The sequence below is a fragment of the Nocardia rhizosphaerae genome (genome assembly GCF_042650365.1).
Lineage (GTDB): Bacteria > Actinomycetota > Actinomycetes > Mycobacteriales > Mycobacteriaceae > Nocardia > Nocardia rhizosphaerae.
In genome coordinates this window covers 1,016,718-1,031,379 of the sequence record NZ_JBHSBA010000003.1, presented here as the reverse complement: position 1 = coordinate 1,031,379, position 14,662 = coordinate 1,016,718, and the positions used below count along the sequence as shown (strand labels likewise).

General features: G+C 70.5%; 9 protein-coding genes. 4 read left to right on the top strand and 5 right to left on the bottom strand.

Annotated features, from left to right (window positions below):
- Nucleotides 1–19: 19 nt before the first annotated feature.
- Nucleotides 20–1,108 (bottom strand): 3-deoxy-7-phosphoheptulonate synthase, encoded by a 1,089-nt coding sequence (locus tag ACFOW8_RS06445; protein ID WP_378546838.1) that lies wholly within the window; start codon nt 1,106–1,108, stop codon nt 20–22.
- A 305-nt stretch (nt 1,109–1,413) separates the two neighbouring features.
- On the opposite strand from ACFOW8_RS06445, the gene ACFOW8_RS06440 reads away from it, so the two are divergent.
- On the top strand, nt 1,414–2,037 hold the full coding sequence (locus ACFOW8_RS06440; protein WP_378546835.1) for an NAD(P)H-binding protein: 624 nt from the start codon (nt 1,414–1,416) through the stop codon (nt 2,035–2,037).
- An 84-nt stretch (nt 2,038–2,121) separates the two neighbouring features.
- Here ACFOW8_RS06440 and ACFOW8_RS06435 read toward each other — a convergent pair whose 3' ends face one another.
- The 3 genes from ACFOW8_RS06435 to ACFOW8_RS06425 form a co-directional block, all read right to left on the bottom strand.
- Nucleotides 2,122–2,592, bottom strand: a complete 471-nt coding sequence (locus ACFOW8_RS06435) for a carboxymuconolactone decarboxylase family protein (RefSeq protein WP_378546832.1) — start codon at nt 2,590–2,592, stop codon at nt 2,122–2,124.
- 90 nt (nt 2,593–2,682) lie between these two features.
- Entirely contained in the window at nt 2,683–3,546 is an 864-nt protein-coding gene (locus tag ACFOW8_RS06430) for an oxidoreductase (protein WP_378546829.1), read from the bottom strand.
- A gap of 43 nt (nt 3,547–3,589) precedes the next feature.
- Nucleotides 3,590–7,348 carry a non-ribosomal peptide synthetase gene (locus ACFOW8_RS06425; protein ID WP_378546826.1) on the bottom strand — a complete coding sequence of 1,253 codons (3,759 nt, stop codon included), beginning with the start codon at nt 7,346–7,348 and terminating at the stop codon, nt 3,590–3,592.
- Nucleotides 7,349–7,557: 209 nt separating this feature from the next.
- On the opposite strand from ACFOW8_RS06425, the gene ACFOW8_RS06420 reads away from it, so the two are divergent.
- Nucleotides 7,558–9,171 carry a (2,3-dihydroxybenzoyl)adenylate synthase gene (locus ACFOW8_RS06420; RefSeq protein ID WP_378546823.1) on the top strand — a complete coding sequence of 538 codons (1,614 nt, stop codon included), beginning with the start codon at nt 7,558–7,560 and terminating at the stop codon, nt 9,169–9,171.
- 145 nt (nt 9,172–9,316) lie between these two features.
- Here ACFOW8_RS06420 and ACFOW8_RS06415 read toward each other — a convergent pair whose 3' ends face one another.
- Nucleotides 9,317–10,603 carry a salicylate synthase gene (locus ACFOW8_RS06415; RefSeq protein ID WP_378546820.1) on the bottom strand — a complete coding sequence of 429 codons (1,287 nt, stop codon included), beginning with the start codon at nt 10,601–10,603 and terminating at the stop codon, nt 9,317–9,319.
- A gap of 192 nt (nt 10,604–10,795) precedes the next feature.
- On the opposite strand from ACFOW8_RS06415, the gene ACFOW8_RS06410 reads away from it, so the two are divergent.
- Nucleotides 10,796–13,225, top strand: a complete 2,430-nt coding sequence (locus ACFOW8_RS06410) for a glycerol-3-phosphate 1-O-acyltransferase (protein WP_378546817.1) — start codon at nt 10,796–10,798, stop codon at nt 13,223–13,225.
- Nucleotides 13,225–14,640 (top strand): HAD-IB family hydrolase, encoded by a 1,416-nt coding sequence (locus tag ACFOW8_RS06405; RefSeq protein ID WP_378546814.1) that lies wholly within the window; start codon nt 13,225–13,227, stop codon nt 14,638–14,640. Before ACFOW8_RS06410 ends, ACFOW8_RS06405 begins: the two co-directional genes overlap by 1 nt.
- Nucleotides 14,641–14,662: the final 22 nt, after the last annotated feature.

The window sequence follows — 14,662 nt, the reverse complement described above, 5'->3', positions numbered from 1 at the left end:
CCACGGGTGCGTGGCGAACTCAGCCGCGCCGGGTTTCGACGGCGGCGGCGAGGCGGTCGAGCTGGGCGGCGGTGACGTCCCAGTCGATGCAGGCGTCGGTGATGGACTGGCCGTAGGTGAGCTCGTCGGCTTTGCCGAGGGTCAGGTCCTGGCGGCCCGCGACGAGGAACGACTCCAGCATCACACCGACCACACCTTCCTCACCGGCGGCGAGCCGCTCGGCGATATCGGTGACGACGTCGACCTGACGGCGGTGGTCCTTGTTGCTGTTGCCGTGGCTGGCGTCGACAACCACGCGCTGCGGCAGCGACGACTTCTCCAGCCGCAGCTTGGCCTCGGCGACGGAGGCGGCGTCGTAATTGGTGCCGTTGCTGCCGCCGCGCAGGATGACGTGGCAGTCGGGGTTGCCGGTGGTGCGGATCAGCGCGGACCGGCCGTCGAGGTCGGTGCCGGGGAACACGTGGCTGGCCGCGGCGGCCCGCACGCCGTCGACGGCGACCTGCACGTCACCGTCGGTGCCGTTCTTGATGCCGACCGGCATCGATAGCGCCGAGGACAGCTGGCGGTGCACCTGGCTGGCCGCGGTGCGGGCGCCGATCGCGCCGTAGGAGACCAGGTCGGCGATGTACTGCGGGGTGATCGGGTCCAAGAACTCACAGGCGACCGGCAGGCCGAGCGCGGTGATGTCGACGAGCACCTTGCGGCCGATGCCGAGGCCGGTGTTCACGTCGAACGAGCCGTCCAGGTGCGGATCGTTGATCAGGCCCTTCCACCCGAGGGTGGTGCGCGGCTTCTCGAAGTACACGCGCATCACCACGTGCAGCCGGTCGCCGAGTTCGGCGGCTTTGGCTGCCAGCTTGCGGGCGTAGTCGAGGGCGGCGGCCGGGTCGTGCACCGAGCACGGGCCGACGATCACCATCAGGCGGTCGTCGTCGCCGTTGAGTACGTCGACGGTGGCCTTGCGGCCGGTGCGCACGGTGTCGGCGAGCGCGTCGGTGATGGGATGGACCATGCGGACCTCGGCGGGCGAGCGCAGGGGGCTCACGCTGAGGGTGCGCTGGTCGTCGAGATCGGAATGCCGCGCGTCGATATCGGCTGCGGTGGTCATTGTGTGTGGGTTTCCTATTCTTCGAGGCCGACCCACGGAATCACGATCCCCGTTGAGCCGGTCAGGTCCGGCTCGGGGTGGAAGAGGTCAGCGCGCAGCGTCGCAGACCGGCCCACCCAGGGCCGGCTTGCTAAACCAGAAATACGCGCGCTGCATGCTGAGGACTGTACCACCGGCCGTTCGGCGCCCGGCGAGCCACGTTCGCCGGGAGTGCGCACCGTCACACTCGAGCGCACGAGGCAGACGGCTTGACCTCTACCTTAGTCGAGGTCTTAGCGTCGGCAGTCGAGGAAAGGAAATCGACTGTGACAACACTGGTTACGGGCGCGACCGGCAATACCGGCCGCCACGTGGTGCGCGAACTCGTCCGGCGCGGCGAGAAGGTCGAGGCCCTCACCCGCGATGCCGCAGCGGCGCGCGCGCTGCTCGGCCCCGAGGTGGACCTGGTCACCGGAACCCACACCGCGCCGTCGACGCTCGACGACGCCTGGCCGGGGGTAGACCGGCTGCATGTGACGGTGACCGCCGGACTCGCCGAGGTCGGGCCGGAACTGATCGACCGGGCGGTCGCCGCGGGCGTGCGGCGCATCACCGTGGTGTGGGGTGGCGGGGTCGGCCCGGTCGAGCGGGCCTACAACCTGACCGGCCCCGCCGCACTCACCACGCGGGAGCGCATCGCGATCCTGGCCGAGGCCGCGGGCAGGCCGATCGAATTCGCCAGGATCACCCACCAGCAGGCCGTCGACCGGCTGCTGGCGACCGGGGTGTCCCAGGCCGACGCGGAGTACGTGATCGGCTGGTACGCCGAATCGAGCCCCGAGTCCTACACCGTTGACCCGACCGTCGAGACCCTCCTCGGCCGCCCAGCACGCACCTTCACCCAGTGGGCCGCCGAACACGCGCATCATTTCGCCCGCCCGACCGCCTGATACAAGATCACCAGGCGATGGCGCGCAATCCCGCTCGCGGAATGTTCGCGGCATCGCCTGGTGATCAGCCGACCAGGCCGGTGCTCAATGGAACTGGCCAGGCACGTAGCTGCCCGCGGGGGTGCGGGCGATGGCATTGAGCCGGTTCCAGGCGTTGATCATCGCGACGGCGGCGATCAGGGCCGCGATCTGGTCGTCGTCGTAGTGCTTGCGGACCTGCTCCCAGGTGTCGTCGGACACCTTGCCGCCGTCGGCGACGCGGGTCGCCTCCTCGGTGAGGGCGAGCGCGGCCCGCTCGGCATCGGTGAAGACGGTGGCCTCGTGCCAGGCCGCGACCAGGTTCAGGCGCACCGCGGATTCGCCTGCGGCGGCCGCGTCCTTGCTGTGCATATCGGTGCAGAAACCACAGCCGTTGATCTGCGAGGCACGCAGCTTCACCAGCTCGTAGGTGGCCTTGTCGAGCGGGGAATCGTCGATCACCTTGCTCGCCATCGTCATTCGCTTGACGAAGCTGGCGGCGACCGGGTTGCCGTAGAGGTTGAAACGCTGTTCCATGCTGAGCTCCTTCGTCGGTGGGTTCACTGAGACGACGAAGCAGCCACCCCCTGGTGTGACGTCAGGCGAGAGTGTCGCCGGTCACACCGTTCAGATCAGCCCGCACATCTTCTCGGAGAACTCCCAGAGCTCGGCGGCGACCTCGCGATCCTTCGACGCGCCGCTGCTCCCGCAGCGCACCGGGTATCCGCGCAGGCCGAGCGGCCCGTCGGGGCCGTAGTAGGCGCCGGGCACGATATCGGCGGTGGCGGCGTACAGCGTGGGTAGCGCGCCCTGCTCGGCGCTCTGCGCGAACAGCCGATTGCCGAGCGCCATGACCGCGTCGCGCACCGATTCGGTGTGCGACATGAGTTCGGTGGCGGCGTAACCGGGATGCGCGGCCACCGACACCACCGCCGAACCCTCACCGGCCAGCCTGCGCTGCAGCTCGTAGGCGAACATGAGGTTGGCGAGCTTGGACTGGCCGTAGGCGAGCCAGCGGTCGTAGCGGCGGCGCTCCCAGTTGGGATCGTCCAGGTCGATCCGGCCGATGTGATGCGCCAGGCTGGCCACTGTCACCACCCGGTCGGCGATCCGGTCGAGCAGCAGGTTTGTCAGCGCGAAATGGCCGAGATGATTTGTGCCGAACTGCATTTCGAAGCCATCGGCGGTGCGGCGCAGCGGCAGCGCCATCACCCCGGCATTGTTGATCAGCACGTCGACGCGCTCGACGGCGTCGGTGAAGGCGTGGACCGAGTTCAGGTTCGCCAGATCGAGTTCGCGCACCTCGGCGGGGCCGGGCAGGCCTGCCGCGACCCGCTCCGCCTTGACGGTGTCCCGGCAGGCCAGGATCACCCTGGCGCCCGCCGCGGACAGCGCCCGCGCGGTGGCGGCGCCGAGTCCGCTGTTGGCTCCGGTGACGACGATCGTGCGGCCGGTCTGGTCGGGCAGATCCGCGGCAGTCCACTTACTCACTGGCGAAATCTTACTTCGACCTGCGAAAAGCGCGAATCGACGATCACGGCTGGGCCAGGATCTCCGCATCGCTCATCGCGGCCACCTCGAGATACATCGTCGCGACCGCGTCGAGCCTGCCGCTGCCGCCGGATTCGTTCTCCCGCTCCAGCATTCGGGCAGCCAGCCCGGCCACGGTGCGGGCGGTGAACAGATCGGCCACCACGGTGTCGGGTGCGTCGAGCCATTCTCGGACGCGCGCGACCGCCGTGGTAGCGAGCACGGAATCCCCACCTAGGGCGAAGAAGTCGTCGGTGACACCGATCCGCTCGGCCGCGAGCACCTCACCGATCACCGCGGCGAGCGCCCGTTCCAGGTCGGTCCGTGGCGCGACGAATTCCGCTGCGGTCTCACCTTTTTCGAGCACGGCGCGCACGGCCTTGCGATCCGGCTTGGCATTCGAGGTGAGCGGCATTTCGGCGAGCACCTCCAGCCGGGCCGGGACCATGTAGCCGGGTACCAGTTCGGCGGACGCGGACAGGACGGTATCGACATCGATGGTGGTGTCAGGAGCCGGCACCACCGCGGCCACCAGCTTCGGCGCCGCCGAGCCGACCACGGCGGCCACCGCGTGCCGGATACCGGGGACCGCGCGCAAGGCACTTTCCACCTCGCCGAGTTCCACCCGATAACCACGGATCTTCACCTGGTGATCGGCGCGGCCGAGGAATTCCAGGCCACCGTCGGGCAGGTAGCGGGCCAAGTCGCCGGTGCGGTACCAGCGCAGGCCTTCGTGGGTGACGAACCGGTCGGCGGTGCGTTCCGGGTCGCCGCGGTAGCCTGCCGCGACGCCGTCCCCACCGATCCACAGCTCACCGGTGACCCAGTCGGGGCAGTCGGTGCCCGCGGGCCCGACGACGCGGCAGCGCACATTGCGCAGCGGCGTACCGTAGGGCACCGCGCTCCACTGCGCGGGCACCTCGGCACCGACGACCTCGCAGATGGTGGAGTGGATCGCGGTCTCGGTGGCACCGCCGAGACCGGCGAACCGGCACCGCGGCGCGACCGCGGCCAGCCTGCCCGGCAGCCCGGTGTCGACCCAGTCACCGCCGAGGATCACGGTGCGCAGCGACGGCAGCGGTTCGCCCGCCGCGGCGGTCAACAGCATGTCGAGCAGGCTCGGCACGCAGTTGAGCAGCGAAACCCGGTGGCGGCGGATCAGGTCGGCCCAGGTGCCGGGGTCGGCGCGCTCGGTGTCGTCGACGGCGACCACCGCGCCGCCCGCGGTGAGCAGACCGAAGATGTCGTAGACCGACAGGTCGAATTCCAGCGCCGACAGCGCGAGTGCGCGGTCGTCGGGGCCGAGGGCGAAGCGTTCGTTGAGGTCGTCGATGGTGTTCATCGCGGCCCGGTGCGGCACCTCGACGCCCTTGGGCTTGCCGGTGGAACCGGAGGTGAACAGCACGTAGGCGATGGTCTCCTGATCGCCGAAGACCGGCCGTGCCAAGGGTTCCCGGTGCGCCCGCGCTTCGGCGAGGTCGATCGCGCGCGCCTCGTCGATCCGCGCACCACCGACGGTGAGCACCGCGACCGCGTCCGCCGTCCGCAGGATCTCGGCCCGCCTGGCCACCGGCTGGTCGAATCCGATCGGCACGTACACCGCGCCCGCCGCCAGCACACCGAGCACGGCGACCACCTGGTCCGGCCCCTTCGGCAGCTGCACGGCCACCGAATCACCCGGCGTCACACCGGCTTCGCGCAGCGCGCCGGCGACGGCGAGGGCATCGGCCGCCAGCTCACCGTAGGTCAGCTGACCGGCCGAATCCCAGAGCACCGCGGGCGCGGCGGGATTCGTCGCCGCGTTCACGAAGAACCCCGAATGCAGGAGAGCACCGCTGCGCGGCCGGTCGGTGGCGTTGACCCGTGCCCTGGTCGCGGCCTGCTCCACCGGGATACGCACCCCGGCCTCGGCCTGCCAGCCTGCACCACCGTGCGCGCCCGTCGACGAGGTGACGGTGGGCGTGGCGCCGGTTTCTGGCGGGTTCGAGGTGTGCCCGCCGAGGCGTTCGATCGCCTCGATGTAGCGGGCGAACATGGCCTCGACCATGCCAGCGGGGAAGGCGGATTCGCGGATGTCCCAGTTCAGCAGCAGGCCACCGCGCACCTCGGTGAGCTGCGCGTCGAGCAGCACCTGCGGGCCCTGCGAGATGATCCAGACCGGATCCCCGAAGGTCTCGGTGACGGTGTCGGCGAACAGTTCGCCCAGGTTGAGCGCGCTGGTGTAGACGATGGGGGCCAGCACCGGTTCGCCACGGTGGCGGCCGAGGTCGCGGAGGACCTCCAGGCCCGAATAGGACGAGTGCGCGCCCGCTTCGTGCAGCCGTTGCTGGAGGGTGCGGGCCCGGTCGGCGACGGTCGCGGGCTCGGTGACGTCGACCTCGAGCAGCACCGAGGAGGTGAAGTCGCCGACCACACCGTCGACCTGCGGGTGCACCGGTTCGCGATGGAACAGCGGCAGATTCAGCAGGAACCGGCGCTGCGCCGACCAGCCGCCGATGGTCTCGGCGAACACCGAGGCCAGCGCCATGGCCGGGGTGATGCCGCGGGCGTGTGCCGCCGCGAACACCTGCGCCTTGGCCTCCGGCGCCAGCCAGCGGTGCAACCGAACGGTCCGGCTCGGGTCCGAGATGTGCTGTGACTGTGGCAGTTCCGGCGCGCCAGGTAGTTCGGGCAGGCGGGCCTGCCACCAGGCGCGGTCCCGCGCGCGTTCAGCCGCCTTCGTGGCGACGGCGTCGGAACCGGACGCGGGTTCGGCACCGGACCCGTGCTCGGCGAGGTACTGCCGGAAGGTGTAGTCCTGCGGCGGCAGCTGCTCACCGTGGTAGAGCCGGGCCAGGTCGGTGACGAGGATGCGGTAGCTCATGGCGTCGGCGGCGAGCATGTCGACATCGAGGTGCAGGCGGGTGCGGCCGTCGGCCAGGCGGGTGAGCACGATATCGATCACCTGGCCGTCGTGCACGGCCAGCTTCTGGTGGGTGCGCGCGTCCCGCAGCTCCGTGAGCCGCCGCTCGGCGGCCGCCGGGGTCTCCGCGCGCAGGTCGACCACGCTGAACACCGCCCGGCCGGGCCGATCGAGGGTCTGCTGGGTGCCGTCGGGCAGGAACCTGGTCCGCAGCATCGGATGGCGCGCCAGCAACTGCTCGACCGCCCGCTCCAGCCGCTCCGGGTCCACCCCGGCACCGTCGAACTCGACATACAGGTGCGCGGCCACCCCACCGAGCTCCTGCGATTCGGACCGCCCGATCCAGTACGCGTGCTGCATCGGCGCCAGCGCGAACGGGGTGCCGTTGTCGGGGACGGAACCCGAATCCCCTTCTGCTACAAGGTGGTCAGCGACCGAATCGCCGGCGGTCGGGACCGTGCCCGGTGCGGCGGACGCGGCGGTCCCTGGCAAGCCGGCAGCAGAGCCACCCGCCACCGAGGCGCCCGCCGCGGATCCGGCAGCAGGGGCGCCAGTCGCCGGATCACCCGCGTTCGCACCCTGATCGCCATCGGCAACCGCGCTCAACTCGTCCGGGTCGGCGCCGTTGAGCAGGGCGTGCCAGGCGTCGACGGTGGGGTGGGCGGCGAGCAGGGCGAAGTTCACGCCGATGCCGCGTTTGCGCCAGGCGCCTGCGAGCTTCATGGTGCGGATGGAGTCGAGGCCGAGCTGGATGAGGTCGGTGGCGTCGGTGATCGTGTCGGCGTCGAGGTCGAGCTGGCGGGCGATCGCGGCCCGGATCTCGGCACGATCGATCCCGGCGCCGCCTGCGGGTGCTGTCATCTGCCGATCAACTCCTTGCTCGCCGCCCTGGAACGGACGGATTCTCGGTACTGCCCGGCGGCAGCCTACTCCATTGAGATAGGGTTGCCTAACCTTTCCATGTCGGCGCCCATGGCCTCCAGCGGAACGCGCCGGGACCGGAGGGGCGGAAGGCGGCCGTCAGCGGCCGGGAACGCGGCGGCAGCCGCCGGAGCACAGTGAGGCAGTTCGTGACGTCGACATCGGCCGCAGACCACCGCGCGGGTTACGTCCCCTTCCCCGACACCGCCGCCGCGGCGTACCGCACCGCGGGCTACTGGGCCGGGCGCACCCTTGGCGATCTCCTCCGCGACACCGCGAGCGCCCAGCCCGACCGCCCCGCGGTTCTCGCCGACACCGTTCAGACCTATGCCGAACTCGACGCCGCGGCCGACCGGATGGCCGCGGGCCTGCTCGCCCTCGGCATCGCGCCCGGCGACCGGGTGATCGTGCAGCTACCCAACATCCCCGAATTCGCCACCGCTTTGTTCGGCCTGCTGCGCGCCGGGATCATCCCGGTCCTCACCCTGCCCGCGCACCGCCGCGCCGAGATCGAGCACCTCGCCACGCTCGCCGGGGCCGTGGCCTACCTGATCCCCGACCGGCTCGCCGATTTCGACTACCGCGAACTGGCCGCGACGGTGCGGGCGAAGGTCCCGAGCCTGCGCCACGTGCTGGTCGCCGGTGACCCCGGCGAGTTCACCGCGCTGACCTCGGTGCCGCGCGACGGCGATTCCCTGCCCGCGATCGACCCGGCCGACATCGCGCTCATGCTGGTCTCCGGCGGCACCACCGGCCTGCCCAAGCTGATCGCCCGCACACACGACGACTACGCCTACAACGCCACCGCCAGCGCCGAGGTGTGCGGGCTCTCCCCCGCCGACGTCTACCTGGCGACCCTGCCCGCCGCGCACAACTTCCCCCTCGCCTGCCCCGGCATCCTCGGCACCGTCGCCACCGGCGGCGCGATCGCGTTCACCCTCGACCCCAGCCCGGAGTCGGCCTTCGCCGCGATCGAGCGGTACGGCGTGACCGTCACCGCCGTGGTCCCGCCGCTGGCCCAGCTGTGGAGCGCCGCGGTGGAATGGGAGGACGCCGACCTGAGCTCGCTGCGCCTGCTCCAGGTGGGCGGCGCCCGCCTGGCCGAGGTCAATGCCCGCGAGGTCGAGCCCGCGCTGCGCTGCCGGCTCCAGCAGGTGTTCGGCATGGCCGAGGGCCTGCTCAACTTCACCCGCCTCGACGACGACGCCGAACTGGTGTGCACCACCCAGGGCAGGCCGCTGTCCCCCGCCGACGAACTCCGTATCGTCGACGCCGACGGCAACGCCGTTGCGCAGGGCGAGGAGGGCGAACTGCTCACCCGCGGCCCCTACACGCTGCGCGGGTATTACCGTGCGCCCGAACACAACGCGCGCGCCTTCACCCCCGACGGCTTCTACCGCAGCGGTGACCTGGTGCGACAGCTGCCAAGCGGGCATCTGGTGGTGAGCGGCCGGATCAAGGACGTGATCAACCGCGGCGGCGAGAACATCTCCTGCGACGAACTCGAGGAGCACCTGCTGGCCCACCCCGCGGTCCGGCACGCGGCCGCGGTCGGCCTCCCCGACGCCGCCCTCGGCGAGAAGGCCTGCGTAGTCCTGGTCGTCACCGGCGAACTCCCCACCCTCGCCGAACTGAAGACCTTCCTCACCGCCCGCGGCCTGGCCACCTACAAACTGCCCGACCTGGTCCGCCGAGCGGATACACTCCCGATCACCGCCGTGGGCAAGATCGACAAGAAGGCCCTCCGCGCAACCTTCAGCTGACTAGCCGATTTTCGCTGACCCACTGATCTCGCCGGCACATGGGTAACTCACCGGGTACGGGCTGACCCGCCCACCTACCTGAGTCTTGCCGCCAGCGCGGTCCTCCCCCCGCTCCCGAGTCCGGCCAAAGTACGCGGAGAGGCGGTCAAGCCTTTACGACGTAAGGGGCGACGCTGCCGAGTTTCTCGCAGGTCTCCTCGAACTCCCGTTCCGGCCGCGACTGCCCGACGACACCGGCTCCGGCGCGTAACCACGCGCCCGCACCGGTCTGGTAGATCGCCCGCAGCACGAGCGTCGCTTCCAGTGCGCTGGTCGGCGAGACACACACGACCGCACCGGAATACAGTCCGCGCGGGTCGTGATCGTTGCGGAAGATGGAGTCGACGCCCGCCTGCTTGGGGATACCGGAGGCGGTCACCGAGGGGAACAGCACCTCGAGCGCGTCCCAGCTGGTGTACTCGGCGGCGAGCACTCCGCGCACGGTGGAGGCCAGGTGCTGCACGCTGCCGCGCTCGCGCACCGCCATGAAGTCGGAGACGGCGGTCGTGCCGGGCTGCGCCACCTGGGCGATCTCGGCGAAGGAGGTCTGCACCGAGATGGCGTGCTCGACGATCTCCTTCGGGTCGGCGAGCAGCTCCGCGCGGGCGGCGTCGTCGAGATCGGCACCGAGCCCGAAGGCCCTCGTTCCGGCGAGCGGTTCGGTGGTGACCACGCGCGCGTCGTCGACCGAGGCCACCAGTTCCGGGCTGAATCCGGCGGCTTCCAGCCCGCCGAGGCGGAGCAGGAACGAGCGGGCCGGGGTGTTGGCCGCCCGGCCGAGCCGGTAGGTGGCTGGCACGTCGACCGCGAACGGCAGCTCGACCTTGCGCGACAGAATCACCTTCTGATATTCGCCCGCGCGGATCTCGGCCACCGCCGCGGCGACCCGCTGCTGGTAGCCGGTGGGATCGGGCCGCACGTCGACCGGGTGCGCGACAGGCAGGTCACTGCCCTGTGACGCGGCGATCAGCTCGGCGATATCGCGCGCCTCCGCCGGGGTAGCGCCCTCGATCCGCACACCGGCGGCGTCGATGCGGACCTCGATCCGCGGGATCATCAGATGCGCGAGCGGGGTCCGCTGGTTCAGGTAGCCGGTCGCGGCCAGCGCGTAGGCGCAGAATTCGAACCCGATCCAACCGTAGGCGTCGCGGCCGCCGTGCGGCAGCTCGGCCAGCGCGGCGTCGACGACCTCGGCGGGGCTGCCGGTCCACGCGCGCGCGGTGGTCTTGCCGTTCCATACGGTCCGCAGCTCGCCCGCGTCGAGTTCGACGGTGCCGAGCGGATCGGCGGCGAACACCCATTCACCTGGGCGTTCGTACATCACGTATTCCCCGAAGCGATCGGCCGCCGCCAGGCGGGACATCGCCGCCGCCGGGTCGGTCACAAACTCCACCCGAACGGGCTGTTCCGTCGACGACAACGATCCTCCAAGGTGAAGCAGACCTAACCAACGCAGGTTAGGTTAGCATTACCTCGGCGACTATCCGCCTCCATAGTGGGTATTCTTCGCCACCCGTCCACGTAGGGGAACGCGCCGTAGCCGAAGTTCGGTGCGCCGAGACGGAACTGGCGCTTGAATGGAGGGATGATCGACATCGGTGGGCGGCGCGGCCCGCGACAGGGGCCACTGGCCGACTCGGTGGTCGCCCTTGTCGACGCGGCTTCCGGCGTCGAACGGGAATTGATCGGCACCTGGATCGCCGACGGCGGTCTCGCAGGCGAGATCGGTTCGCAGGCCCCGGTGACCCAGCTCGACCTGGACGCCAAGGCGATCAGCAAACGGCTGGTCGGCAGGCACGACGATCCGCTGGTGGTCCCGGTCCGGGTGCTGTGGCTGCCACCGGAACGCGACGGCGTGCGCCGGGTCACCTTCGCCGATCTGGCCATGCTCACCAATCCGCGCAAACCCAACCGGCTGGTCCAGCGCAGACTGCTGCGCACCGAACCCGACCGGCACCGGGTGCTGGTCGGCGCGCCCGCCCGGCTCAGCGAGCTGCGCGCGAACAACCCCGAGGCGGCGGCCCTGCTGCGCGCCGGCTCGGGCGAACCGTTCGCGCGCGCGGTGGTGCGCGCGGCGGTGGTGGCGCTCGAGCGGGCCGAACGCACCGTCATCGGGGATCGGTACAAGGTGCCCCAGCTGGTGGCCGAGGAGATCCTCGACTCCCCCGAATTCCAGCGCAAGCTCGACTACATCGCCGAGGAGACCGGCGGCGAACCGGCGCAGGTGTACCGCAATGCCGAGAAGGCACTGCGCGAGCTGGTCGCCGCGCAGAGCAGGCTGGTCTCCGACCTGTTCACCCAGGCCATGCGCCCGGTGCACGCCTCGACCTGGAAGGTCGACACCGATCTGCCCGGACTCGACGCGCTGCGCAAACTCAATCGCAAGTACCCGCTGGTGTTCCTGCCATCGCACCGTTCCTATGTGGACGCGTTCGTACTCGGTGACGTGCTGGCGCGCAACGACTTCCCGCCCAACCACGTGATCGGCGGAGCCAATCTCAACTTCTGGCCGATGGGCCCGATCGCCCGGCGCACCGGCACGGTGTTCATCCGGCGCAGCTTCGGTGACGACGAGATCTACAAGGCCGTCGTCGAGGAGTACTTCGCCTACCTGCTCGCCAAGCGCTTCAATATGGAGTGGTATTTCGAGGGCGGACGCACCCGCACCGGCAAGTTGCGCCCACCTCGCTACGGCTTGCTGAACTACCTCGCCGCCGCGGTCCGATCGCGGCGGGTCGAGGATGTGATGCTGGTGCCGGTCTCGATCACCTACGAACGGCTCAACGAGCTCGGCGCGATCGCGAGCGAGCAGTCCGGCGGTACCAAGAAGCCGGAGGGCATCGGCTGGCTGGCCAGATACGTGCGCAGCCAGCAGCATTCGGCGGGCCGGGTGTATGTGCGCTTCGGCGAACCGCTCTCGGCGCGCGAACGGCTCAGCGCGCACGGCGATCCGCTCGACGCGCGCCCACTCACCATCCCGCTGCGTGACACCGGCACCGGCGCCGCCAGCGTCCCCGACGAATCCGCGCTCGCCGAGACCGAGCGCAAGGCCGTACAGCGGTTGGCCTTCGATGTTGCCGTCGGGATCAACGCGGTCACCCCGATCACGGTGAACGCGCTGGTCACCCTGGCTCTGCTCGGCGTGCACGAGCGAGCGCTGACGCTCGGTCAGGTGCGCACCGTGGTCGATCCGGTGCTCGGCTACATCGACAAGCGCGGCCTGCCGAGCGGTGAGCTGTCGGCACTGCGCGACGATCAGGGCCTGCGGGTGGTGCTGGAGCAGCTCGCGCTGGCCGGGGTGGTGACGGTGTACCGCGGCGGCCTGGAACCGGTGTACGCGATCGAATCCGGGGCGCATCTGGAAGCGGCGTTCTACCGCAACAGCGCGGTGCACTGGTTCGTCAACCGCGCCATTCTGGAACTGGCCGCGCTCACCGCGGTCGAGGCACCCGGCGATGACCCGCTGCGCTCGGCCTGGCAGGCCGCCTTCGCACTGCGTGACATGCTCAAGTTCGAATTCTTCTTCCCCGAGCGCACGGAGTTCGCCGAGCAGATCATCGACGAGGTGCGCGTCATCGTGCCCGAATGGGACGAGAACACCCCCGACGACCGGCTCGACCGCCAATTCCTCGGCGCCCTCACCGATTCCGGCTTCGTGATGGCGCATCGGGTGCTGCGATCGTTCTTCGACGCGCAACTCGTTGTCGCCGAGCGGCTGGCCGCCCGCCCAGCCGACGCGGCGATAGATCGCACGGAGTTCATCGACGAGTGCGTGGCCGTCGGCAAACAGATGCTGTTGCAGCAGCGACTACACAGTGCCGAGTCGGTCTCGACCGAATTGTTCACCAGCGCGTGGAAACTCGCCGACAACCACGGGCTCGTCGCCCCGGCCGCCGCCGGAGCGGAGGACGAGCTCACGGCGCGGCGTCAGGAATTCGCCGAGCAGCTGCGCGATATCGGGGAGCGGATCGCCAGGGCGGCCAGTCTCGATCCGTCCAACCGGACCGTGCTCTGATGGGCGGCCTCGCCGACGCGGTCGCCGCGATTCGCACCGGCCCGCAGGGCGCCCAGGTCGCCGCCGTCTTCGACTTCGGCGGCACGATCGTCGACGGACTGCCGCGACGAAGCCTGGCGCACAGGATGTTCCGTCGGCACGAAGCACCGCTGGCGACTCTGCTCGGCGGCATCCGACGCGGCGGTACCGACGGCGATTACGGGCGCTTCCTGCAAGCCGTCGAACGCACCTGGGCCGGTTCGACCGTCGCGGAGCTGGAAGAACTGGGCCGCAAGGCCTTCCGTGGCGAAATCTACGGCCGCCTGTTCCCCGAGGCATGGCAGCTGGTGCGCGAACATCAGCGCGCCGGGCACACGGTGGTACTGGTCAGCGAACTCACCCGCTTCCAGGTGGCACCGGCGGCAGCGCGGCTCGGGATCGAGCATGTGCTGTGCACCCGGCTCGCCGAGGATGACGGCGTGCTCACCGGCCGCACCGAAGGCGATCCACTCTGGCGGGCCGGAAAGGCCGAGGCTGTCACCGAATTCGCCGCGGCCGCCGACGCACAGGTCGGCTACGTCTACGCCGACAGCTCGACCGACCTGGCGCTGCTCGACCTGGCCGAGATCCCGACCGTCGTCGACCCCGACCCGGACCTGGCCGAGATCGCGACCGAACGCGGCTGGCCCAGTCTCACTTTCCGCCCGCGCCGCGCGCCGCGCCCCGTCGACTACCTGCGCACCGTCCTCGGTTTCGCCGCGCTGGTGGTCGGCGCCTGCACCGGTGTCGTGCGCAAGTCCTACACCAGGGCGCGGCAGCCGATGGCCGACGCGCTCATGCACGACGCCACCACCGCGACCCTCGCGGCCCTCCGGGTGCGCCTGCGGGTCGTCGGCGCCGAATACGCCGGATCGCCTCGGCCCGCGGTGTTCCTGTTCAATCACCAGAGCCAGTTCGACGTGATCATCGTGCCCAAGGTGCTCGGCGGCGCGGTGACCGGCATCGGCAAGCGGGAACTCGCGAAGAACCCGCTGTTCGGGCCGCTCATGCGCTTCGCGGGTGTCACCTTCATCGACCGGTCCGACACCGAGCGCGCCAAAGCCGCACTGGCCCCGGTGGTTTCCACGCTGCGCGGTGGGCTGTCGATCGCGGTCGCCCCGGAGGGCACCCGCTCGTTCACCCCTGGCGTCGGCCCGTTCAAGAAGGGCGCGTTCCATATCGCCATCCAGGCCGGGGTGCCGGTGATCCCGGTGGTGATCCGCAACGCGGGCGAGATCGCCTGGCGGGACTCGCCGATCGCGCGCTCCGGCGTAGTCGACGTCGCGGTGCTCGCGCCCATCGACGTCTCCGGCTGGGACCCGGCCGACCTGGACGACCGGGTGGAACAGGTACGGCGGCTGTTCGAGGACACCCTGCTGAACTGGCCGACGGCCTGAGCCCGGCCGGGCCATGCGCCCG

What these genes read in the sequence shown, in the direction of transcription:
- ACFOW8_RS06445 (WP_378546838.1), bottom strand. Translation starts at nt 1,108, where the DNA reads ATGACCACCGCAGCCGATATCGACGCGCGGCATTCCGATCTCGACGAC.
- ACFOW8_RS06435 (WP_378546832.1), bottom strand. Translation starts at nt 2,592, where the DNA reads ATGGAACAGCGTTTCAACCTCTACGGCAACCCGGTCGCCGCCAGCTTC.
- ACFOW8_RS06425 (WP_378546826.1), bottom strand. Translation starts at nt 7,348, where the DNA reads ATGACAGCACCCGCAGGCGGCGCCGGGATCGATCGTGCCGAGATCCGG.
- ACFOW8_RS06410 (WP_378546817.1), top strand. Translation starts at nt 10,796, where the DNA reads ATGATCGACATCGGTGGGCGGCGCGGCCCGCGACAGGGGCCACTGGCC.
- ACFOW8_RS06405 (WP_378546814.1), top strand. Translation starts at nt 13,225, where the DNA reads ATGGGCGGCCTCGCCGACGCGGTCGCCGCGATTCGCACCGGCCCGCAG.